The organism is Streptomyces sp. NPDC056231 (genome assembly GCF_048270745.1).
GTDB lineage: Bacteria > Actinomycetota > Actinomycetes > Streptomycetales > Streptomycetaceae > Streptomyces.
In genome coordinates, this window is sequence record NZ_JBLVKW010000003.1 from 84809 (window position 1) to 105082 (window position 20274).

At 69.4% G+C, this 20274-nt stretch carries 20 protein-coding genes and 2 pseudogenes; 8 read left to right on the forward strand and 14 right to left on the reverse strand.

Translation table 11 applies throughout. From position 1 onward, the window contains the following. Window positions 1-13 precede the first annotated feature (13 nt). The 7 genes and pseudogenes from ACNPQM_RS04065 to ACNPQM_RS04095 form a co-directional block, all read right to left on the reverse strand. Window positions 14-676 (reverse strand): formylglycine-generating enzyme family protein, encoded by a 663-nt coding sequence (locus ACNPQM_RS04065; protein ID WP_418082876.1) that lies wholly within the window; start codon window positions 674-676, stop codon window positions 14-16. A 353-nt stretch (window positions 677-1029) separates the two neighbouring features. Continuing rightward, window positions 1030-2001 (reverse strand): DUF4365 domain-containing protein, encoded by a 972-nt coding sequence (locus ACNPQM_RS04070; RefSeq protein ID WP_418083013.1) that lies wholly within the window; start codon window positions 1999-2001, stop codon window positions 1030-1032. 10 nt (window positions 2002-2011) lie between these two features. Next, a pseudogene (locus ACNPQM_RS04075) lies at window positions 2012-2344 on the reverse strand (site-specific integrase); the annotation flags it as partial. 102 nt (window positions 2345-2446) lie between these two features. Beyond that, on the reverse strand, window positions 2447-3694 hold the full coding sequence (locus ACNPQM_RS04080; protein WP_418082877.1) for an ABC transporter permease: 1248 nt from the start codon (window positions 3692-3694) through the stop codon (window positions 2447-2449). After that, entirely contained in the window at window positions 3691-4374 is a 684-nt protein-coding gene (locus ACNPQM_RS04085) for an ABC transporter ATP-binding protein (RefSeq protein WP_358858210.1), read from the reverse strand. The genes ACNPQM_RS04080 and ACNPQM_RS04085 overlap by 4 nt, the downstream gene beginning before the upstream one ends. Beyond that, window positions 4371-5825, reverse strand: a complete 1455-nt coding sequence (locus ACNPQM_RS04090; protein WP_418082878.1) for a peptidoglycan-binding protein — start codon at window positions 5823-5825, stop codon at window positions 4371-4373. The genes ACNPQM_RS04085 and ACNPQM_RS04090 overlap by 4 nt, the downstream gene beginning before the upstream one ends. Window positions 5826-5885: 60 nt before the next feature. Beyond that, a complete protein-coding gene (locus ACNPQM_RS04095) occupies window positions 5886-6371 on the reverse strand; it encodes a hypothetical protein (RefSeq protein WP_358858208.1) in 486 nt (161 codons plus the stop codon). A gap of 252 nt (window positions 6372-6623) precedes the next feature. Here ACNPQM_RS04095 and ACNPQM_RS04100 point away from each other — a divergent pair, with 252 nt between their 5' ends. The 4 genes and pseudogenes from ACNPQM_RS04100 to ACNPQM_RS04115 all read left to right on the forward strand — a co-directional run bounded on the left by ACNPQM_RS04100 (window position 6624) and on the right by ACNPQM_RS04115 (window position 9187). Beyond that, window positions 6624-7070 (forward strand): hypothetical protein, encoded by a 447-nt coding sequence (locus tag ACNPQM_RS04100; RefSeq protein ID WP_358858207.1) that lies wholly within the window; start codon window positions 6624-6626, stop codon window positions 7068-7070. Window positions 7071-7185: 115 nt separating this feature from the next. Continuing rightward, complete coding sequence (locus ACNPQM_RS04105) at window positions 7186-8187, forward strand: hypothetical protein (protein ID WP_418082879.1); 1002 nt, start codon at window positions 7186-7188, stop codon at window positions 8185-8187. A gap of 79 nt (window positions 8188-8266) precedes the next feature. Then, window positions 8267-8437, forward strand: a pseudogene (locus ACNPQM_RS04110) (hypothetical protein); the annotation flags it as partial. A 222-nt stretch (window positions 8438-8659) separates the two neighbouring features. After that, window positions 8660-9187 (forward strand): hypothetical protein, encoded by a 528-nt coding sequence (locus ACNPQM_RS04115; protein ID WP_418083014.1) that lies wholly within the window; start codon window positions 8660-8662, stop codon window positions 9185-9187. Window positions 9188-9422: 235 nt separating this feature from the next. On the opposite strand, the gene ACNPQM_RS04120 is transcribed toward ACNPQM_RS04115, so the two are convergent. Together ACNPQM_RS04120 and ACNPQM_RS04125 are read right to left on the reverse strand one after the other, a co-directional pair. Beyond that, on the reverse strand, window positions 9423-9995 hold the full coding sequence (locus tag ACNPQM_RS04120; RefSeq protein WP_418082880.1) for a DoxX family protein: 573 nt from the start codon (window positions 9993-9995) through the stop codon (window positions 9423-9425). Between the two features lie 280 nt (window positions 9996-10275). Beyond that, window positions 10276-10467, reverse strand: coding sequence for a hypothetical protein (locus tag ACNPQM_RS04125; protein WP_418082881.1), 192 nt, complete (start codon window positions 10465-10467; stop codon window positions 10276-10278). A 328-nt stretch (window positions 10468-10795) separates the two neighbouring features. Between ACNPQM_RS04125 and ACNPQM_RS04130 the strand changes: the two genes are divergently transcribed. Next, window positions 10796-11023: a hypothetical protein gene (locus tag ACNPQM_RS04130; protein WP_418082882.1), complete on the forward strand. Its 228-nt coding sequence runs from the start codon at window positions 10796-10798 to the stop codon at window positions 11021-11023. Between the two features lie 110 nt (window positions 11024-11133). Here ACNPQM_RS04130 and ACNPQM_RS04135 read toward each other — a convergent pair whose 3' ends face one another. The 3 genes from ACNPQM_RS04135 to ACNPQM_RS04145 form a co-directional block, all read right to left on the reverse strand. After that, window positions 11134-12339, reverse strand: a complete 1206-nt coding sequence (locus tag ACNPQM_RS04135; protein ID WP_418082883.1) for a DUF2201 family putative metallopeptidase — start codon at window positions 12337-12339, stop codon at window positions 11134-11136. 143 nt (window positions 12340-12482) lie between these two features. Beyond that, a complete protein-coding gene (locus ACNPQM_RS04140; RefSeq protein ID WP_418082884.1) occupies window positions 12483-13796 on the reverse strand; it encodes an AAA family ATPase in 1314 nt (437 codons plus the stop codon). Between the two features lie 140 nt (window positions 13797-13936). Beyond that, window positions 13937-15445, reverse strand: coding sequence for a hypothetical protein (locus tag ACNPQM_RS04145; protein WP_418082885.1), 1509 nt, complete (start codon window positions 15443-15445; stop codon window positions 13937-13939). A gap of 504 nt (window positions 15446-15949) precedes the next feature. Here ACNPQM_RS04145 and ACNPQM_RS04150 point away from each other — a divergent pair. After that, entirely contained in the window at window positions 15950-16165 is a 216-nt protein-coding gene (locus ACNPQM_RS04150; protein WP_358858202.1) for a type II toxin-antitoxin system VapB family antitoxin, read from the forward strand. Beyond that, a complete protein-coding gene (locus tag ACNPQM_RS04155) occupies window positions 16162-16584 on the forward strand; it encodes a PIN domain nuclease (RefSeq protein ID WP_418082886.1) in 423 nt (140 codons plus the stop codon). The genes ACNPQM_RS04150 and ACNPQM_RS04155 overlap by 4 nt, the downstream gene beginning before the upstream one ends. A gap of 681 nt (window positions 16585-17265) precedes the next feature. Here ACNPQM_RS04155 and ACNPQM_RS04160 read toward each other — a convergent pair. After that, window positions 17266-18393 carry a hypothetical protein gene (locus ACNPQM_RS04160; protein ID WP_418082887.1) on the reverse strand — a complete coding sequence of 376 codons (1128 nt, stop codon included), beginning with the start codon at window positions 18391-18393 and terminating at the stop codon, window positions 17266-17268. 370 nt (window positions 18394-18763) lie between these two features. After that, window positions 18764-19081, reverse strand: a complete 318-nt coding sequence (locus ACNPQM_RS04165) for a helix-turn-helix transcriptional regulator (RefSeq protein ID WP_418082888.1) — start codon at window positions 19079-19081, stop codon at window positions 18764-18766. A 522-nt stretch (window positions 19082-19603) separates the two neighbouring features. On the opposite strand from ACNPQM_RS04165, the gene ACNPQM_RS04170 reads away from it, so the two are divergent. Beyond that, entirely contained in the window at window positions 19604-19975 is a 372-nt protein-coding gene (locus ACNPQM_RS04170; RefSeq protein WP_418082889.1) for a VOC family protein, read from the forward strand. Window positions 19976-20274 lie beyond the last annotated feature (299 nt).

Here is a 20274-nt window from a genome sequence, read left to right on the forward strand (position 1 = left end):
GCTCGGCATGCCCCTAGCTGGTTGGCACAGGTGCAACCGGACGGACTGCGGTGAAGTCCTGGAACTCGTAGCGGGTGGCGGAGAGCAACAGCAGCCACTCGTCGCAGCCCTGCCACGGATAGAGGTCGCCGGCGCCTCCGCGCACCACCCGCGGTCCGTCTCCGGTGCGGGGGCGTGCGTCCACCGGTGCGTCCGTGAAATGCGGGATCCACACGTCAGCGCAGATTTCGTTTGCCGATCCCATCGCCGCCAGCCCGAAGGCGTTCTCAGCCGCGGCAGTGCGCTCCTCGTCGGCAAAGTCGTCGAGCACCTGGTCCTCGTCCGGCCTCCCATCCCCGCGGAAGGTCAGGGTGGTTGTGCCCGCCCGAGCCGCATACTCCCACTCCGCCTCGCTGGGCAGCCGGAATGGCAACGTCCCAAGCAGGTCATCCAAGTCGTCCTCGAACCGGGCGGTGCTCGAAGCCGAATCGACGAAGTTGTCCTCGTACTCGGGCAGCCAGTGCCGTACTTGCGCAACCGTAAGCGGATGCCGGGCGATCAGGAATGGCTCGACCCGCACTTCCCGCACCGGCCGGGCTCGGATAGCACCAGCGAAGAACGCTTCGAGGTCGTCATCGGCGTCGTCGGCCCGCTCGATGGCACGAACGGCATCCAGTTCCGCGTCGGACAAGCCCATCCGGAACGTCCCACCGGGAACAGCCCGGAAGACCACTCCGGAGGGGGTGTGCCGCCAAGCCGGTCGGCCAGCCACGATCTCTTGAGCCCACATGGTGCCGGACGCTAGCAGCTGGGCATGAAGGAGTGGATCTAGATCCCATCGCGCGGCAATAGAGCTACGGGCCAGAAGGCTTCTGACATCCACGGCTGACATCAACGACGCCGGACAGGGGCGTACACCAGTACCTCTGTCTGGCCGCCGCACCAGTCGATGACGGCAGCCGGAGCGGACTCGGATCGAACTCCTAAAGCGGTGGCTTCCTGGCAACCAGCGGCAGCGGCCAGCCGGCGCAGGCCACTACGTAGCCGCGCCTATCCCATTTCCAGTCCACGCCTCTTCCTGATGCGATCCATCGCAAAGCGAATAAACGTAACAAACAACAACTTCAGACCGAAGGAAGGAACGATTACGCCGACAGTAATCCAGAATGTTCCCCACCACCCGTGGTCACCGTCGGAGTCCATTACGGGCAGCCAGAAGAAGTTGCCCGCGATCAACCACAGCCACTTTCCGGTCTCAATCGGGAACCTACCCACCCTGAGCTCGAAAAACATGACCAGCGACATGATGAACATGAACAGATAGATGTTGGAAACCCACAGCCATGCAGGCATGTCCGATGAGCCCTCGACGAAGCGAATTTGATAGGGCCACACCCACAACATTAGCAATATTAGAATCATCATCGGCAAAGCCGCAATGAGGTTCCTTCGTATTACCTTTAGTCGCTCTTCATACTTAAGTGCGATGTCCGCGAGCCCCTCAAACAGGGGGTTCGGGGCGATTTCAGGATCCAGCCCCTGCCTTGCACGAACCGCTTCACTGAGGGCTTCTTCTTCAGTCGCCGCACGGATACGCATTCTCGCGTCGCCAGCGTAGGTAGCGACTTCCGCATAGAAATGCTCGATCGTTTCCGAGTTCAGAGGGCAAGTGTTCGCCACTTGCACCCATCCCGGGCTTTCCGCTGCAGACTTCAACTGCTCCGTGAGGTTAACCCAAAACAACTCCCGCTTCTTCATGTCGTACACGACACCAAGAATGGGAATGCGACTCTGCCTCCAATCGTCAAAGTGGTCTTCGATGGGAATGGCGTATCCATTAACTCGCTTGTACTTCTTGCCGCTCTTCACCTGAATGGCGATCCAATACGGCGTCCTCTTACCGTCGCGCGTGAAGTTTACGATCATGTCCTCGCCGTGATCGTTTCCGCCGTCGATCTCTTGGACGATGTGCTCATGCTCCTCAAGGAGCGCGCGCAGGGCGTTGACGCCCGCCCTCTCGATCTTGCGGCTCGCCGGCGGCGCTGCCCGCCTTCTGCATCTTGGCGTAGAAGCGCTCCAGGTGCTCGGGCTCCAGCTTGGCGAGACGGTGCGCGCCGAGGCCGGGGATGAGGTGGTGGTAGACGGCGACGCGGTAGCCGTCGATGGTGTTCTCCCCCACGTGTGGTGCGGCGATGTTCTCGGCCCAGTGGGTCAGCCAGGTGGTGACGGTCCAGGTCTGCCCGGCCTTGCCGACGGTGCCGGAGTCGCGCTTGCGCTCCGGTTCGCGGACCGCCTTGGTGGTCTCGGCGCGGGTCTTGCGCTTGACGTGGCGCCGGGGTGCCGCAGGGGCGGCGGGGCCGGCCATGGGCCGGTGTGACCCAGGAGCGCCGGAAAAAGAAGCCGCGCCCAAGGGCAGAACCTTCAGGGGCGCGGTCGGCATTCCGATAGGCCCCGCAGACCTCACCTGTCAGCGCCGAAGGGCCTCCACCGGCTGGATGCGCGAGGCCCGCCAGGCCGGATAGAGGCCAGCCAGCACGCCGGTGACCAGCCCGACCAGCGGGGCGGCGGCGACGGTTGCGGGGTGCACGACCGGCGTCCAGTCCCGGGCCACAGCGACGGCGACCACCGTCACGGTGCCCAGGCTGGTGCCCACCAGGCCGCCAAGGGTGCCGAGGGCTCCGGACTCGGCCAGGAACTGGGCGGTGATGTGCCGGGCGCGGGCGCCCAAGGCGCGGCGCAGCCCGATCTCGCCGGTCCGCTCCAGCACCGCGACCAGAGTGGTGTTGGCGATGCCGACCGCGCCGATGATCAGGCAGATCCCGGCCAGCAGCAGAAAGAGCTGATTCAGGTCGGAGCCCACGGTCGAGCGCAGGGCCTTGGGGTCCGGGGGCGGGATGGCCTTGAAGTACTCGGGGTGGTCGGGGCGCAGCGCGGTGGCCGCTTCGGTGGCGACCTGCTGGGCGGCGCCCAGGTCGGTGGCGATCAGCATGCCGGACTCGGTGGGGTCGGGGGCGCCCCAGATCTGCTCGGCGGTGGTGCGCGGGACGGCGACGGAGAGCAGCAGGTCGGCCTTGCGCTCCACATCGTCGACGATACCGACGACGGTGAACGACTCCTCGCCGATGAACAGCGCGGGATGGGTCTCCAGGGTGGTGATGCCCAGTCGGCTCGCGGTTCCCGCGCCGATCACGGCGACCCGGCCGGCCTTGGCCATCCGCTCGTCGTACAGCCGCCCCTCGGCCAGGGTCGGCACGGCGGCCTTCAGGACGCCGGGCGAGGCTGCGACGACATCGATCCGCTCGCCTCCGGCACTGTCGCCGATGGGCGCGGAGCGGACGCTGCCCGCCCGGTCGTCCCGTACGGTCCAGTAGACCCCCGCGGCCTTGACCCCGTTCACCCTGCGCATCCGGGCGTCGGCATCCTCGGGGAAGGCGGGCCCGGTGAGCTGGTCGGGGTCGTCCACCGTCTCCTCGATCGTCACCTCTGTGGCGGTCAGGGCGTTGAACCGGGCGTCGATCTGGGACGAGGTGGTCGCGGTCAGTCCGAGGATCGCCACGAACGTGCCGACGCCGAGCACCGTGCCGAGCGCGGTCAGCGCGGAGCGGGCGGGCCGCTGCAGCATCCCGGCCGTGGCCTCGGCGAGCAGGTCGCGGGGGGTGAAGACGGAGGGTATGACGCCGGTGGCGGCGCGTGCACGCCGGATGCGCAGCTTCACACGGCCACCTGCTGCTCACGAAGGACACCGTCGCGGATGGCTACGGTGCGGGCACCGCGGGCGGCCACCTCCGGATCGTGCGTGATCAGCAAAATGGTCATCCCGTCGGTGTGCAGTTCGTCCAGCAGCTCCAGGACCGCCCCGGCGTTGGCAGTGTCGAGATTGCCGGTGGGCTCATCGCACAGCAGCAGAGAGGGGCCGGCGGCCAGTGCCCGGGCGATGGCGACGCGTTGGCGCTCACCGCCCGAGAGCCGGGTGGGCAGCGAGTCGATGCGGTGGCCGAGGCCCACGCGGACCAGGGCGTCGCGGGCGCGCGGGGCCCGCTCGGCGTGGGGGACGCCGTTGTAGACCATGGCCAGAGTGACGTTCTCCAACGCCGAGCGGTGCGGCAGCAGATGAAAGGCCTGGAAGACGAAGCCGATGCGACGACCGCGCAGCGCGGTTCGATCGGCGTCACACAGCGCGCCGGTGTCGTAGCCGTCGAGGAGGTACGTGCCATGGGTGGGGGCGTCCAGCAGCCCGGCTATGTTGAGGAAGGTGGACTTGCCCGAGCCCGAAGGCCCGACGACGGTAACGAAATCCCCCGGCTCGACGAGCAGTTCACATGGCTTGAGGGCAGGCACGGGCGGCGGCCCCGGGTAGGTGAGGCCGACCTGGCGGAACTCGATGACCGGCGTCACTGCCCCGCCGCCCCCTTCTTCACACCCACGATGACCTGCTCGCCCTTGGCCAGCCGGGCAGCCCCCACCGGCTCCACGGCGACGAAGCCGTCGCCCGCGGTGCCCGTGCGCACCTCCACCCGACGCCGCTCGTTGTCCGGCTGGAGCACCGTGACCGTGGTCCGGCCGTCGGCGCCCGCGGTGAGCGCGGTGATCGGCACGACCAGGGCCTTGCCGTCGGTACGGGCCGCTTCGATGGTCAGCCGCACATCCTGCCCGGCCAACCGGGCATCCAACGCCTTGTCCGGATCGACCCGCAGCAGATAACCGCTCTGTCCCGGCGCCGCCGACGCCCCGCCGTCCGGCTCGCCCTCGCCGCCGCCACCCCCGCTGCCGCTGTCCGGCGCAGTCAGCGAATCGGCCAGCGAACCCACCTTCGCCTGTGCCTCGATGCCGGTCAGCTCCGAGTAGATCTGCACCCGCTGCCCCTTGCGCACCAGGCCCTTCTGGTGCTCCTGCAGATAGGCCTGTACCGCGAGCTTCCCGCCGGACACCGTCAGCATCGTCCCGTCCACGGGCGCACCCACGTGTCCCGGCACCGCGTCCACCCGGGCGGGAAAGCCCTGCAGGAAGACCACTTCGCCGGCCGGCAGCCGAGGACCCGACGCGGCCTGCGCGGCAGCCAGCTCATCCCGCGCCTCATCCAGATCATCCTGCGCGTACTGCACCGCATGCGCCGACCCCTTGCCCTCGGCGTCCTTGGCCTCCTCCAGCGCCCGCTCAGCCGCCGTTACCGCACTCTCGGCCGACTTCAGCCCTTTCCCGTCGTCGCCCACAGCCGGCAGCGGGTCGTAACCTATCGCGGCGTAGAAGGCGTTGAGGGCGGCCTTGGTCCCTGCTCCGAAGGTCCCGGCGGTATCGCCGCCCGTGCTGTGTCCCAGGGCCTGCAGCGCCTCCTGCAGCTGCTTCACGTCGTCGCCTTCCGCGCCGGGCTTGAGATCGCGGTAGACGGGTATCCGCCCGGGCAGGGCGAACACCGGCCGCCCCGAGACCTCGAGCAAGACCTGCCCGGCCTTCAGCCGATCGCCCTGCTTGACCGGCAACTTGGTCACGACGGGTGCGGCACCGTCCTCCCCGCCGGCCACCTGCGGCGCCACATCCACACTCTGTCCGGCGACGACCTGCCCGCGCACGATCACCGACGACGTCAACACCCGGTATTCCACCGTTGACGTCAGCACCGACCGCTCCGGCGGCCTCGCCTCCGCCGCCGCCTGCGAAGGCGACTTGATCAGCGTGGAGGCCACCACTCCGGCCCCCGCGAGCAACACCGCCCCACCCGCGACAGCGGCGATCCAACGGCGCCTACGCGCAAGCCCGCCGGCCGGACCTCCGCCTGCGGCGGCGGTCTCCCCGACCTCCTGCGTCGTCTTTACAACGGGTTCGTCCCCAGCATCCGGTTGTGCGGTCACTTCGTCACATTTCCTCGTCGCACCCTGCAGACCTGCTTCACCGTGTCCTGCCGGGGTCGGTCAGCCGCCGACGACGGCGTCGTCGTCCGGGCCAGGGCTGCACTTCTTCAGGGCCGCTTTGAGGGCGTCGTTGTCGCTGTTCTTGGCCCTGTTGTACGTGGTGAAGCCCTCGGCCTTCATGCACGCGACGAAGGCCGGGTCTGCCTTCGCTGTCTCGCCGTCGTCCTCGGAGGTCTCCGGCGCCGGCAGGAGAGCCGCACACTTGCTCTCGGCCTTGGTCAGCACCGCCCCGTCCCCGCCGGCCTTGACCACACGGAGTTCACCGTCGGGGGTGGTCTCGATCTTGACCCCGTTCTTCTCCAGGCACCCGTAGTAGTCACGCTCGGAGTCGCTCGCCGCCGAGGGCTCCCCACTTGCCGCGGGCCTCGTGCTGGAATCGCTCCCACTGCCCGCGTTGTCCCCCTCGGCACCGCCACATCCGGCCAGGACAGCGGCTGCGAGCAGTGCTGCGCACAGTGATTGCGTGACGCGGGTGGGGGAGGGCATGAGTAACTCCGTTTTGCTGAAGAGAGGGGGGTGGCGGCGTAGCCGCTCCGCGGCACGTCACGCCCAGCCGTCTTCCCCCGGGATCGTCCGCCGCAGGACGGGTCCAACCGCGACTGACCCCACCACGTGGCGAGAGCCGCCGTCTACTGGCCCAAGGGACAGTAGACGGAGCTTGCCTGTCGATCTGTAATAACTCGGCACGCATCGAAACAACTGCACGCGCAACAGCACCTGTGTATTAAGGAGTTCTCGATGACCCACCTCACCCGCCGCGTAGCCACAGTCGCGCTGGCCATCTCCGCCCTCGGCGGCTTCGGTCTGGCTACCGCCGGCACAGCGGCAGCAGCTCAGGTCGCCTACGACGGCTATCTGGACGCTGAGGAGATCGGCTTCTTCTACAACTCGAACCAAGCCGGCTGCGTCTTCGACCTGTACGACAAGGACCTCAACTTCAACAACGACTATTTCAAGGCCTACCCGACCTCCGCCTCGTGCAACGGCAAGGGACAGGTCGTCGGCAACAACACGGCCTCCTACTGGAACCGCAGTGGAGACCAATGGTGGGTCCACACCGGCCCCAACGCCGGAGGTACGTACGAGGGCTCGATTCCCGCCTATTACATCGGTAACGCGAGCGCCAACTTCAAGAACAACATCGAGTCGGCCTGCTGGGTGGTCCCGAACTGCGGAAACTACTGATCGCGCCGGGCGGCACATGCCCGAGCTCTCTCAGCCCGCTGTCCCACCTGCCGTTATCAGGCAGGTGGGAGCGGTTCCCCCACGCTACCCGCACGACGACCGCGAGGATCCCCGCATGGCTCTCCCAGGCCGATTCCTGGCCGCCACCTGTCTGATGAGCGTTGCCGCCCTGACCCTCAGCGGCTGCGCAGGCAAGGAGACCGCAGCCGGCGCTGCGGGAAAGGAGCCGGCCATCGGAAGCTTCGAGAAATTGAGCAGCACCGAAGGCCTGGAATTCCCCATCGCGGCATACGCGGCCACCCCCGATCAGCAGTTGCAGCTGAAAAAGGCCCAGAATCGCCTGATCGAGCAATGCATGAAGCGCTTCGGCTTCGATTACGTCCTCCCCGCCCCGACACCTCCGAGCGGGGATGACTCGAACTCACGGGTCTTCGGGCTGGCCAACGCGGAGGACGCCGCCCAGTTCGGCTACGCGAGCCCTGACCGGGCAACCGACCCGGCACCCGTCAAGAGACAGTCGCAGGCCGCTCTCAGCAGAACCGGCCAGACGGTGCTCAACGGGGTGGACCCCGTTGCCGAGGCTGCGGCGAAGGCAAAGGGCAAGGCAGCTGCCCCCACCAACCAACCCATGTCGCAGGCCGAGGCGGAGAAGGCGCCGGGCACCGGCGTCATCGTCAACGGCAAGGAGGTGCCCGTCGGCGGCTGCGGTCGCGAGTCGGCTCTTAAGCTGTACTCCCCGACTCCCGGATCCCTCGACATCCTCTACGTCTTCAATCTGGGCGGTGAGGCCGAGTCCAGGGCGCTGAGGGACTCCCGGGTGAGGAAGGTCACGACCAAGTGGTCGCAGTGCATGGCTGATTCGGGCTTCACCACCTCCAGTCCCGACAACGTCCAGTCGGACCTGGGCCTGGAGGGGGGCAAGCTCTCCAGCCCCGAGGCCATCACGATCGCCAAAGCGGACGTCGCCTGCAAGACGAAGGTCAACTACATCGGCATCCGCTACGCCGTGCAGACCGCGTACGAGAATTCTCTGGTGGAAGAGCACGCCGAGACCCTCGCCCTGTTCAAGCAACAGACCCAGGACCGGCTCCGCCTCGCAGCACAACTCAACAGCTGATCGGGTCAGTTACGATCCAGGCACATCAGGATTGCGCGGGCTCTGGCCGCCCGTGCGGCTCTTGAAATCCGGGGGATTCATGTGTTCTGTTGACCGGGTGGGCGGGGACTGCTTGCTGGACGGGGACGGTGGTGCCTCGGCAGCGGGGGACTTACTCCTCCGCGCGCTCGCCCTCGATCCACCACTCACCGGGACCGAGGAGAAGGTCCTTGACCTGCTGCGGGGTGGGCCGACCAATGCGGAGATCGCCACCCACCTGGGTATCGCGACCCGTACTGTGAAGTTCCATGTGTCAAACCTGCGTATGAAGCACTGCGGGCTCTCCCGCCTCCAGCTCTGCCTGCTGGCCACGTTGCGCCGACTGGACCCTGTGGTGGCCGCGACCACCGTGGGACCAACCGATCAGAATGGAACAACCCCCGCCCCAGGGTCGCCGAGGATCTCGGGATCACGCCGAAGGAGCTGGCGGGAGGTGGTCCCGCTGCATCTGGAGTCCTGGACGGAGATTCTGGAGCAGGCTCACGCGGAGGTGGATGCCGCGCGGGAGCGAGTCGAGCGGGCCCGGGTGGGGCGTGGGGAGCTCATGTCAGTGCTGGCCGAGGAAAGCCCGGTGAATACGCCGGTTTCCGTGCCGTCTGGTGGTGAGATGGCTGCCGCCGTGGGTTCGAGCGGCTTGGGCGCGGGGCATGGCGAGAGGCCGCCGGTGTGGCGGTCGGGCATGGACGAGGAGGTGCTCAGCGGCGTGTATCAGGAGGTGTTCGCCGCTGTGGTGGCCGCTTCGGGCCCGGTGAACGGGGTGGAGCTGACGCGGGCGGTGGGCCGGGAAGCGGAGATCAAGAACGAGGTGGAGAAGATCCGTCACCGTGCCTACGTGCTGGAGAAGCGGGGCTGGCTGGTGCGGGCGAAGGACGGGCGGTTCATGCCCGCGCCCGGGGCAGTCGGCCGGGGCATTTCTCCGGCCAGCGCGGAGCGTCTGCGGCCAGGCGCCGGGACAGCCTGATCACGGCGCCCCAGAGGAACCGCCCCTCGTGCGGCGGCTCGGTGTCGCGGGCTGGCGGCCCGGTGACATCAGCGTCTGACATCAACGTCGGCACACACGACCCCGAAGCCCCCCAGAGTGATCCTGGGGGGCTTCGGGCATCCACATCTCCATCAGGTCGAGTCTCTCCGGCCGAGGGTGTCAGAGCAGCCACTGGAACCTGCCCGGTTGCAGGTGGCGGTGGTTTCCCGAAGATTCAGAGACTCAGGGCAATGGCGGCGGCGATTCCGCCGAGGCCCAGGGCAAAAGCCCCCTCGGCCCAGCCGCCGGCACCCCAACGGAAGAACCGGTCCAGGGCCAGGCGCCCGGGACCGATGGTGGCGATGGCCAAGGCGACGACAGCGATGCAGACGCTGTACTCCACACCGCCGCTGGTCTCCCACAGGCCGTGGGCACCGGTCACGGTTGCCATGGCGTTGATCATCACGCCGATCAGGGCGGCGGCCGCGAGCGGGGTGAGCAGCCCTGCGGCCAGACCGAGACCGCCGAGGAATTCGGACAGACCGCAGATCGCGGCGAAGATCTTCCCCGGTCGGTAGCCGAGGGCGGCGAATCCTGTGCCAGTCGCCGTCAGGCCCGTGCCACCGAAAATCCCAAACAATTTCTGAGCGCCGTGCCCGGCCATCAGCAGTCCGAATGTCAGCCGGATGAGCAGAAGTCCCCAGTCGGCGGGGGAGGACCCCAGCACGGCGGTGGTTCGCTCTGCCGTTTCCGCAGGGGCAGAAGCCGGGTGCCTGTAAACCTTCGCTATGTAACTCTTCGTATCCATGGGATGCTCCGGTGAGCACGTGATCGGTGTGCTTCCCCAGTCCGGACCAGGCGCCGAGCCACTGATCGATGGCGAGCACCCCCTCGAGATCGCGGAAGTCCTGCAGGCCGCGGTCTGCCTCCCGCCGGCTCACCGCCCGCAGGCAGTTCCTGGTTCCGAGGGGTCCTGGGCCACGCCGTTGGCGCGTGGTTCGACGCAGCATGAGACCGGGCGAGGGGCGAGCACCGCGATTGGGGCGAGCCCGCGATGAGCGCGCCCCCTTGGGTGCCGGCGGCGACCACTACAGGCGCACGATGATCACAACAAATCCGCCGTCGAATCGGTGGTCGAAGCGGTGGCCGAAGCGGAACCCGCCGTGGTCGAAGCAGCCCCAGTCGTCGCCGAAGCACCGGCTGGTGGTCACATGGGTGTGCACGGCAGGGGCTGCTGCCGCTGCCGTGCCGGCCGCGCCGATCGCAGCGCCGCCGGCCATCAGAATGGCGGCTGACGTCGCAACGAGACGCCTAGCGCCTTTTGCTCACATGATGAATGCACTCTTCCTTCCGCTGCGTCGGCCCGTGCGGCCGGGCCGACGCGGTCCTGTCGGCACGGAACGGATGACCGCGGCCGCAAGGGAGCGGCACGGTCGTGGGCGTCGCCTCCCGCGCGGGCGAGGAGCACGTCTCGCATCCAAGATCCCCGCTGCACGGGAACCAGCCGACCAGGGACGTATCCCAGGTTGCAGCCGTAATTCGGTTACGTAAGCGGCGCCCTTTTGGATTGCCGATTCGGCGGAAAACCGTGTGGCATGGCCTGCCGGAATGCCATCAGAGACTCGGCGTGACAGCGGCACCGATACCGCCGAGTCCGATGGCCCGGCAGAGCAACGCCTGACATCCAGCGTTGACATCAACCGCGAACGCCTCGCCGCCCACGACGTCTCCGACCAGCCCACCGCCGCCGGTACCAGCACCCCCCGCCCGTGGCACCAGGCCGACACCGTCCTGCGACCACGACTCACCCGTCGCCGACAGGTGCTCCAGCGATGAACCTGCAGCGTCAGGAGTCTCCAAGGATCGACCTGATAAGGGTGGGCCGATGAGCAGGCAGGTGCCCGCGCGAACAGCGCCCGGTCGTGGTGCCGCGCCACTGCGCTCTCTCAGCTGATGGTGACGACGCGGGCCCAGTGCGGCGGAGCGTCCGGGGCGTAGTCGGGGTTTTCCTCGTCCACTGCGCTCGCCGGACGGGGGAAGAGACCGACGACGGTGCGGCAGGGTGGCTGTGCGGAGGGCCAGGGCGTCTGACCATCCGTCAGAGCGACGATCACGTCCGGTCGGGGCCGGGAGCGGAGCGCCCGGGCGAAACCGGAGCGCAGATCCGTTCCCCCGCCGCCGACCAGTGCGATGTTCTCGGCGCGGCAGAGCGGAACGGCGACCCCGGCCGCCGCGTCGCAGGAGATCACCGACACCAGGTCGCGCCGCCCGCCCACCGCCCGCGAGATCGCCGCCACCTCCAGCAGCGCGCTGCCCAACTCGGCGTCGCTCACCGACCCGGAGGTGTCGATCACGATGCAGACCCGGGGCGGCATACGGCGCAGGCTCGGCAGCAGCGCCCCGGGAACAGCGGCCGATCGGCGGGACGGACGCCGGTAACTGTGGTCCTCGCCCACTCCCGACGCACCCGCCGCGGAGCGGACCGCCGCCGCCAGCAACTGCCGCCACGGCTGCGGTGGATGGAACGCCTCGTCCGCCCACCGGCGCCATCCCTCCGGAGCGTCGCCCGGCCGGCCCTTGATCCCCTCGGCGACCCGGAAGCGGACCGCGTCCCGCTGCTGCCTGCTCAGCCCGTATGCCCCGTCGGGCCCCAGCTCCCACGGCCGGTCCTGCCCGTCGGCACCACTTCCGCAGTCCAGCCAGGCCAGGTCCGCGGAGGGCCCGGACATCGAGGCCGTCCGCAGGTACTCCTCCATCAGCAGCCCGTCGGGCAGCCGCAGCAGCGATGGGAGCACCGCCCCGGCAGGCAGGGGCAGACCGTCACCGTAGATGTCGTCGTTGATCTCGAAGTCGGCCGCGATGTTCCGCCGCAGCCGCTCGCCAGGCCCGTGCTCCTCGTGCTCCCGCGCATACCGCTCGCTGCGCCCGTGGTGGTCTCGGAGCAGGTGGGAGACCTCGTGCACCCAGACGCCCGCCAGCTCCTCCACCGGGGTGCCCGCCACGAAGCCGGGGGAGACGTAGCAGCGCCAGTGCGCGTCCACCGCCATCGTCGGCACTGAACGGTCCTCCATCACGTGCAGCGCGAAGAGTGCGCCGGCCAGGTAGGGGCGGACCTTCACCGCATGCAGCCGAGCGGCCAGCAACTTCTCCATGTCCAGAGGGAGTCCGGGCCGGCCGTACGGCCCACCGGAGCCGGCCGGCGGCCTCGGCACAGTGGCCCGCACCGGGCGCGGCGGCGAGGGCCGGGACATCGGGCGCGGCACTGGGTGCGGGCCTGGGCGCTTTGCGGCCCCCGTCATCGGCGCGCCCCCGTCGTACGCTCGGCGTCGGCCATCGCCGCGGCCCGCCCCACCGACTGGTCCGCCAGCCGGGCGAGACCGATCACCCCGGCCAGCCGCTCCACCGCCTCCGGCACCTCCCAGTCGTCGCGCCGCAGCGCGGCCAGCGCCGTCGCCGGGGCGACCAGCAGGTCCGGGACGCCGGTCTCCAGTGCCCGGACCAGCACCGCCCAGGCCGCCTCCCACCGCGCCTGCTGCGGCCGCGCCCCTACGGCGGCCACCACCGCTTCCAGCGCGGCCTGCCGTAGATCGCCCCGCACCGGCAGCTCGGCGGAGGCCGGATCGGCCAGCAACGACTCCGGGTCCGGCAGTTCCATACGGTCCAGATGGGCGAGGAGTTCGAGCCCTGGCCCGTCCCCCACCGCGCCTCTCACCAGCAGCGCCAGCACTTCCCGGGAGACGGAGGCCGCCGTGCCGAAGGCCAGGAGGGTCAACGCGGCCTCCCAGCTCCGGGGCGAGGGCCAAGCACCGCCGCGCCGCGTCTCGGTGCTCGGCAGCCGGTGGATCAGCGTCGGCCGGGCTTGCAGGAAACCGCAGACTGCGCGCCGGGCGTAAGCCACCGCCTCTGGCAGCCGCTCCGGCACCAGCCGGGGAAGCTCCGCCCGGGGCCAGATCCCGCCCAGTCCGCGCACCACCACTTCCCGGTCGTGCACCCAGTACAGATGCACGAACCGGTTCGCCAGCGGCGGGCTCAGCTCCCACCCGTCCGCCGCCGACGCGCGCGGATTGGCGGCGGCCACGATCCGTACTCCCGGCGGCAGTTGCAGCGCACCAACCCTCCGCTCCAGAACAACCCGGAGCAGCGCGGCCTGGACGGCCGGGGTGGCGGTGGAGAGTTCGTCCAGGAAAAGCAACCCCCGCCCGGCCCGGACGAGTTCAACGGCCCACTGCGGCGGCGCCATCGGCACCCCCTGCACCGTCGGGTCGTCGCCGACGATGGGCAGCCCGGAGAAGTCGGTCGGCTCGTGGACGCTGGCGATCACGGTCGTCAGCGGCAGGTTGAGGGACGCGGCGAGCTGCGTCAGGGCCGCGGTCTTGCCGATGCCCGGCTCGCCCCACAGCAGCACGGGTAGATCGGCCGCGACAGCCAGGGTGAGCGCTTCGAGCTGCTCGTCGGGGCGCGGCTCGGTGGTGGTCGTCCGCAGCAGGGCCAGGAGGTCATCGGCGAGGGCGAGGTGGGCGCCGGTTCCGGTTCCGGATGCGTCGGCGGGAGTGGGTACGGGCGCACCGACGGCCGGGAGCGGAGCGGGCAGGAGGGTACTGGAGGTCATGGGCATCACCTGGGGTGGGATGAGGGAACGGAACGGGACGGCGCGTCCCAAAGGTGGTGGGGTTGTGCGGCGCGGAACGCGCAGTGCGAGCGCGGGACGTAGGTGGGGCAGCCGGTCAGACGATCGCCCGGTAATCAGGTTCAGGTCAGGCCGGTACGGGGCCGTGCCCGGCTGCTCCGCTTGAGGCCCATTGCGGCAGGCGTACGGCGATCGAGCCGGGGCCGGTGGCCCGTCTCCGCGTGCCCCAAGCCTGAGGCGTTCCCGCCCCCGACCGCACCGGCAGCGGGGTGCACGGCGACCAGCCCCGAGCGGAAAAGTCCGTGGTCGATGCGGCGGGCCGCAGCCGACTCCAGCTCCTCCCGGAGCGGCCCGTCGCGCAGGACCGCACCGGGACCGAGCAACCCCTCGACCACGTTCAGCGCCCCGGTGACGTCACCGTGGCCGAGCCGCTCCCGGACCGCGGGCAGTGCCTCGGGTTCGCGGTGCACCGCGTCGATCGCCCGCAGGCAGGGCAGCGAGGGCCCGCCGAGCGCCACCAGCAGCTCCTCCCGGCGCAATTGTGCCGGGGCATGATCGATCGCCGTCAGTGCCCCGTCCCGCAGCGCGATCCGGTGGACCTCGCCCCGGCACTCCACCCGGTGCGGGTCGCCGGGCTGGGGGGCGGAGCCAGCCGCCGGTCCCGAACCGGCCGCCGCCACCGAGGCAGCCACCGCCAATGCTGTGGCGACGAGCGGATGCAGCCGATCGGACGCGACCAGCCCGGCCCGCAGCAACTCCAGATCCGGAAGGACCCTGGCCGCCGCCTCCGGCAGCACCGGAAGCGCTGCGACCTCCTGCGGCGGCAGCGCCTCCCGGAGCGGCCGAAACGTCGGGGCATGGCTGTCGTCGGGGGCGACGAGTTCGAGCACGGCGCGGCTCCGCGTACCGAGCCGCACGGTGAAGGCACCGCGAGGGCGGCCCTCGGCTCCCAGCAGCAGCTCGGCCTCGGCGGCCCACCGTGCCGTCGCCCACGAGCAGTCGTGGACGGCGGACCGATCGGGCAGGTCTGGCACGTCCGGCCGGGCGAGCGTGTAGGGCCGGTCGGGCGGCGCCAGGAACGGCGCCCCGCCCGCACCACACCGCCACGCCAGTTCGCCGCACCGCCCGGAGTCCCAGAGATGCTGGTGCAGGTCGAGCCGGAAACGCCGGTCGGGATGCGGGTGCGGATGGTGCCTCGGAGCGCCGATCCCGGACTCCTCCCACAGAGCCAGGGACATCCGCTGTCCGGCGTCCGCCCAGGCCGGCGGTGTCCGCACCACTAGCTGCAACGGCGTGGCTCCGGAACTCCGGTAACGGCTCAGGGAGATGGTCAGGCCGGGCCGGAGCCGTCCGTCGGGGGCGATCCGGGGCATGTGCCAGCGAAGCAGATCCGGCGCCAGCCGACGCAGATCCGCACGAAGGCGGGTGACGAGCTCGGTGCCGTGGCGGTCGCGCACGGCGCGCAGATCGAGATCGGTGTCGACCCGGGCAGCGGCGCAGGCACCCGCCCAGTCACCGACCGCACGCCGTGCGGTCGCGGTCTCGATCATGGACGGCGGCACGGCGTACTCGCGCACGCGCTGCCACATCAACAGGTGGGCCGGAATCGTGTTCGCGAAGTGATGTGCCATCAGCACTCACCTTGCGCGAACGATTCCCCCGATCCGTACGAGGAGTTGTTCTTCATCCTCGGCATCATAGGCACCGCGCTGAGGATCTGTCAGTCCCCTTCGACCGCCCATCACCCCCTTCCTCGACGCACGCCGCAACGCCCGGAGTGGCGCGGCGCGTACCGCCTCGCCGCCCGTTACGGACCGTGCGGATGCCTCTGACAGCGTCAGGTACCTACCCATCCGCGCAGCCCAAGACCGACACCCGGGGCGTGCCGCACCGGCCTGTATGACCCGGCGTGGGCATGCGAACACCCGGTTGCCCTGCCAACCGACGGGTCGCGCGGCCGGGGGCCAACCGGCGGCCAGCCTGAGCCCGGGCCGCGTCAGCGGCAGAGAGCAGTTGAGGGGGCCGGGGCCTTCTCGGCGCGGCTCTTGATCCATTCCGCGGTCCGCTCTCGCGGATGCTTCGGTATCCATCGCGATATACTTGCTGTGCAAGTTGATATCTCAGGAGGTGTCCGAATGAGCCGAACAGTGATCGACCTCGATGACGAGCTACTGGCCGACGTGGCTCAGGCGCTCGGGACCGGCACCAAGAAGGAGACGGTCAACACTGCTCTGCGTGAGGTGCTCGAGAACCGCCGACGGGCCCTCGCTCTCACCAGGCTGCGGGCGGCAGCGGGCGACGGAGGCTTCGACCTGGATCTCTTCGAGGACAAGAGGGACTACCGACGGTGAGCGCGGCGCAGTTCCTGATCGACACCAGCGCGCTCGCCCGGTTCCTCCGCGGCGACGCCGAACAGTACGGCTGGGACCAGGCCGCCGCGGCAGGGCTCATCGCAACCTGCCCGATCACCGAACTGGAGTTCTTCTACAGCGCCCGCTCCGCGGCAGATCGCGCACAGGGCGTCGAGGACATGCGGCTGCTGTTCGGCCGGGTGCCCGTCGGTGACCGCGCGTACGACCGCGCCTGGCAGGTCCAGGAACTGCTGACCCAGCGTGGTCAGCACCGCAGTGCGGGCGCGGTGGACCTCGTCGTTGCCGCCACCGCGGAACTTCAAGGACTGACCCTCCTGCACCGCGACCACGACTTCGAATGCATCGCCGCAGTCACCGGTCAAGCCATGCAGTGGTACGGCCCGGCGGCCGGCAAATGAACGCGCGCCCGGTCTCAGTTCTGGTCTCATTCGCAGGCGTACACCACGGTTCGGCGAGTCTGTAGCCGCCGGCTCCGCCTCAGAGCCTGTCGGGACGCCCGTGACCGTTGCCGAACCACCGGGCGAACCTTTGGAAAGCGTGTTGGGGGCAACCCCTCGCGAGTTCGAACCTCGTATCCTCCGCCAGTACCTCACCAGGCACGATGCCGAAGGGCCCCTGGAGTCCGCCCTCGCAGTAGGGCCCTTCGACGTTGTCCGTCTCAGTTTTTCTTCGGTGCCGGGCGGCGCCCAGAGCGCGTCCCCGGCTTGCTGAGCGACCTTGCGGAGCATGGTTCCCGTCACATGCATGTACCGGGCGCGCATCCGCGCCGCTGCCCCAGGCGCCCAACCCGTGATCGAGTCGATCACCACGTCCGGGACGCCGAGGATCAGGAGCACGGTGGCCGCGGTGTGCCGAACGTCATGCAGGCGGCCGTCTCGTACGCCCGCGTTCCGGAGAAGCCGCTTCCTGACGTGGAATCAGGCGTTCGGACTCAGCGGCCCGCCGATCGGCGAGGCGAAGACGTAGCCTTTGCCCTCGCCGTCGGCGCCGGCCGCGACCCGTCTCGCTCCTGGGCTTCCTGGTGCAGGCGTTTCACGGCGCACAGCAGGGTCGGCCCGGTGCGTGTGCGGGTTCGTGGATCACTTAAGGACGTTGAGGAAGTTGGTGGCGTCGTTGACGAAGTACACGGCGTCACGGTCCAGGTCCACCGCCAGGCCGAACAACGCACCCGCGCCGGGCGGGGAGCCGCTCTTGTCGAGTTGCCGGAAGGCCACTTGGCGGCCCCTGGGTGTGGTCTCGACGATGTTGCCGTCACCGCTGTTGACGGTCAGGATGTGGCCGTTGGGGGCGATGGCAAGGCCGAGGGGGCCGTTGAGTTTGCAGTCGCTGCTGACGACCCGGCCGGTGCCGGCGCTGGATTTCCGGGTCAGCGCGCGCGGGATGACGGTGATGCGGTTCTTGACCGTGTCGGCGACATAGAGCGAGCCGTCCTTGGCGAGGCCGACGCCGGTCGGGCCGATCACCAGGGCGGCGGGGTCGGTCTTCTGGGCGAAGCCCGATCCGATCATGGTGGTCTTCACCCGCTTCGGCGGCTGGTTGCCATGACGCTTGAGGGTGATGCGCAGGACGGTGCCCCGGTCCACCTCGTCGCCGCCGCCCGCCACGGTGCCGTTGAGCACGTTGGTGACAAACAGGTCGGTACGGTCGCCGCGGCTCGTGGCGGTCATGTCCCACGGTCCGTTGATGCCGCCTCCGGCGAGTGTCCTGCGGACCCTGCCGTGGCTGTCCAGCACCAGCAGGCAGCCTGCCTGAGCGGTTGCGGAGGTGCCGTCGGTGGTCGGCAGACTGCCGACCACCACCCACCCGCCGGGCAGGATGCTCAGGGCGGTGGTGAGCCCCACACCGCCGGGGCATGGGCCGGGCAGATGGTCCGGGTCGATCTGGGCGAACAGCTTGGCGGTGCCGCGCGGGCTGATCTGGACCAGGGTGGTGCCCGTGCCCTGCAGGTTCTGGTTGTTGTTGAAGTTGCTGACCAGCACGTTGCCTTTGTGGAGCTTCCCGGAGTCGCGCGGGACCACGGCCGTGCCATAGGGGTTCTCGTCGCCGTTCGCGGGGACCGTGGAGGAGATCTCGCGCACGGTGTGCAGGCGGCCGAGGAACGTCCCGCCGGCTGCGGCAGTACCTGCCGCAGCCGTTACTCCGATGGCTACGGCGGCTGTCAACGCGGACAGCCCTCGCACCACTGGTGACAGAAAGTTAGTTCTCATGAGCGTTACGTTAAATGTGATGATGAGATTCGGTACACACGGACATGCACTGTTCCGGGGATTTCGCCCCATCGGTCGCTGAAGCCCGCAAAAGTGCAGAATGCCTGCCCACCTCCCTCACTGCGGACTGCCCGATCCTGCGGACCAGAAGGCGCCCATGCCGTGCCGGACGCGTGCCAGGTTGTGCGGGGACCGCGGGGAACACCGGGGGCCTGGCCCACACCACCGCCCCCGAGATCGCCGCCCTGGTCCTCGACACCACCGACCACATCACCACCACCCGCAAGGCGGACGTGTGGTCGCTCGGCGGTTTGGGCCTTCGTCCTGCCGCCGCGCCTCGGGCATCGCTGTCGCCCCGGGATACGCGCGGTCAGGGGGCGGGAGCCAGAAGCCGTCGCAGGGTGGTCGGTGTGTGGCCGAGGTACTGGCGCATGGTCCGGGTGAGGTGAGCCTGGTCGGCGTAGCCGAGATCGGCTGCGAGGTTGCTGAGACTGGTCTCGCCGGCCTCCAGGCGGTCGAGGGCGCGGCCGATGCGAACGCGGTGGCGGTAGCGAGTCACCGAGACGCCGAGTTGGCGCGGGAACGCCCGGCTCAGGCGGTACGGGGAGACACCGCGCGAATCGGCCAGCGCGAACAGTGTGTCCGCGGCCGGGTCTCCTTCGGCGATCGCCTCGCGGGCAGCCGCCACGAGACTCCGATCGCGCTCGACTGACGCATTTCCGGACGGAGTCGGTCCGGCGGCAGTGCGGCGGATCGCCTTCGACAGCAGGCCAGCAGCTCCTCGGCGACCGCGTAGTCGGTGTCGTCCGAGCGGGCGGCAACGAGGAGACGCCGGTGGGCCAGGTCGAGTCTCGGGTCGGTGGAGAGCGTCTGCACAGTCGGTCCCGCGCTGTCCCCGGCCAGGGAACGCCACAGCTGCGGCGTCACGCTGATCGATGTGCAGACGTCTCCCCCGGCAGGGTGAGCGAAGCTCTCCTCCTCGCCCGGAACGCCCACGTAGGCCAGGGTCGTGTCGATGTCGGCGGGAACGCCGGCGGCCATCCTGCGGAACCGCCCGTGGCGACAGAAACGACGGTGAGCACCCTTCGAACGCTACGCGCCGGGTCTGACAGCCGCGCAAGGATGTTCAAGACCCGGGCAGGGCTGCCGGGCGAGGCTCCTCACCGAAGCCCGTTCGGCTTCCGGTCGTTCACGATTCTGGAGTTCGCTCATGCCCGTTCTCGAACAGCTCACCACCGTGGTCGTCGACTGCGCCGACCCGGTCGCGCTCGCCACCTTCTACCAGCAGGCCACCGGCTGGGAACTCACCTACAGCGACAAGGACTTCGCCTCCATCAGCGCGGCCGGCACGGGGGCGGGACTGGCTTTCGTCCGCGTCGAGGGCTACCAGGCGCCGAAGTGGCCCGAGGGGAGCCCGCACCTGCACCTCGACTTCACCACCTCCGACCCGGACCGCGCGGTCGAGGAACTGCTCGCCCTCGGGGCCACCCGGCCTGCCTTCCAGCCGGGCGACGGCCAGTGGGTCGTCCTGCTCGACCCGCAGGGCAAGCCCTTCTGCCTGATCCCGGCCACGACCGACTGACAGGGGACGCGAAGGACGCCGCGGTCATCGCGGACGCGAGCAGGCTTCAACGACAAGGCATACGCCGCCGATGAGACCTCACCGAGCATTCAACTCGTCGACCTGACAAGCCTCTACGGCCAGGCGTGAGCAAGCCGGCATGGCAGTCGGTACCGGAGCGAGCGGTACCGACGGTCGCGGGTATGACCGGCGCCCTGGTCTCAGTTCTGTTCCCGAACGCGGCGGCACCCGGGGATCCGGAAGAGCTGCAGTGCGCATGATCGGCTGACAGGTTCTTCAAAGGTTCTTCATCATCTCCG

What these genes read in the sequence shown, in the direction of transcription:
- ACNPQM_RS04140 (WP_418082884.1), bottom strand. Translation starts at nt 13,796, where the DNA reads ATGACCTCCAGTACCCTCCTGCCCGCTCCGCTCCCGGCCGTCGGTGCG.
- ACNPQM_RS04125 (WP_418082881.1), bottom strand. Translation starts at nt 10,467, where the DNA reads ATGGCCGGCGGCGCTGCGATCGGCGCGGCCGGCACGGCAGCGGCAGCA.
- ACNPQM_RS04095 (WP_358858208.1), bottom strand. Translation starts at nt 6,371, where the DNA reads ATGCCCTCCCCCACCCGCGTCACGCAATCACTGTGCGCAGCACTGCTC.
- ACNPQM_RS04160 (WP_418082887.1), bottom strand. Translation starts at nt 18,393, where the DNA reads ATGAGAACTAACTTTCTGTCACCAGTGGTGCGAGGGCTGTCCGCGTTG.
- ACNPQM_RS04100 (WP_358858207.1), top strand. Translation starts at nt 6,624, where the DNA reads ATGACCCACCTCACCCGCCGCGTAGCCACAGTCGCGCTGGCCATCTCC.
- ACNPQM_RS04145 (WP_418082885.1), bottom strand. Translation starts at nt 15,445, where the DNA reads ATGGCACATCACTTCGCGAACACGATTCCGGCCCACCTGTTGATGTGG.
- ACNPQM_RS04150 (WP_358858202.1), top strand. Translation starts at nt 15,950, where the DNA reads ATGAGCCGAACAGTGATCGACCTCGATGACGAGCTACTGGCCGACGTG.
- ACNPQM_RS04130 (WP_418082882.1), top strand. Translation starts at nt 10,796, where the DNA reads ATGCCATCAGAGACTCGGCGTGACAGCGGCACCGATACCGCCGAGTCC.
- ACNPQM_RS04065 (WP_418082876.1), bottom strand. Translation starts at nt 676, where the DNA reads ATGGGCTTGTCCGACGCGGAACTGGATGCCGTTCGTGCCATCGAGCGG.
- ACNPQM_RS04170 (WP_418082889.1), top strand. Translation starts at nt 19,604, where the DNA reads ATGCCCGTTCTCGAACAGCTCACCACCGTGGTCGTCGACTGCGCCGAC.
- ACNPQM_RS04135 (WP_418082883.1), bottom strand. Translation starts at nt 12,339, where the DNA reads ATGGAGAAGTTGCTGGCCGCTCGGCTGCATGCGGTGAAGGTCCGCCCC.
- ACNPQM_RS04105 (WP_418082879.1), top strand. Translation starts at nt 7,186, where the DNA reads ATGGCTCTCCCAGGCCGATTCCTGGCCGCCACCTGTCTGATGAGCGTT.
- ACNPQM_RS04120 (WP_418082880.1), bottom strand. Translation starts at nt 9,995, where the DNA reads ATGGATACGAAGAGTTACATAGCGAAGGTTTACAGGCACCCGGCTTCT.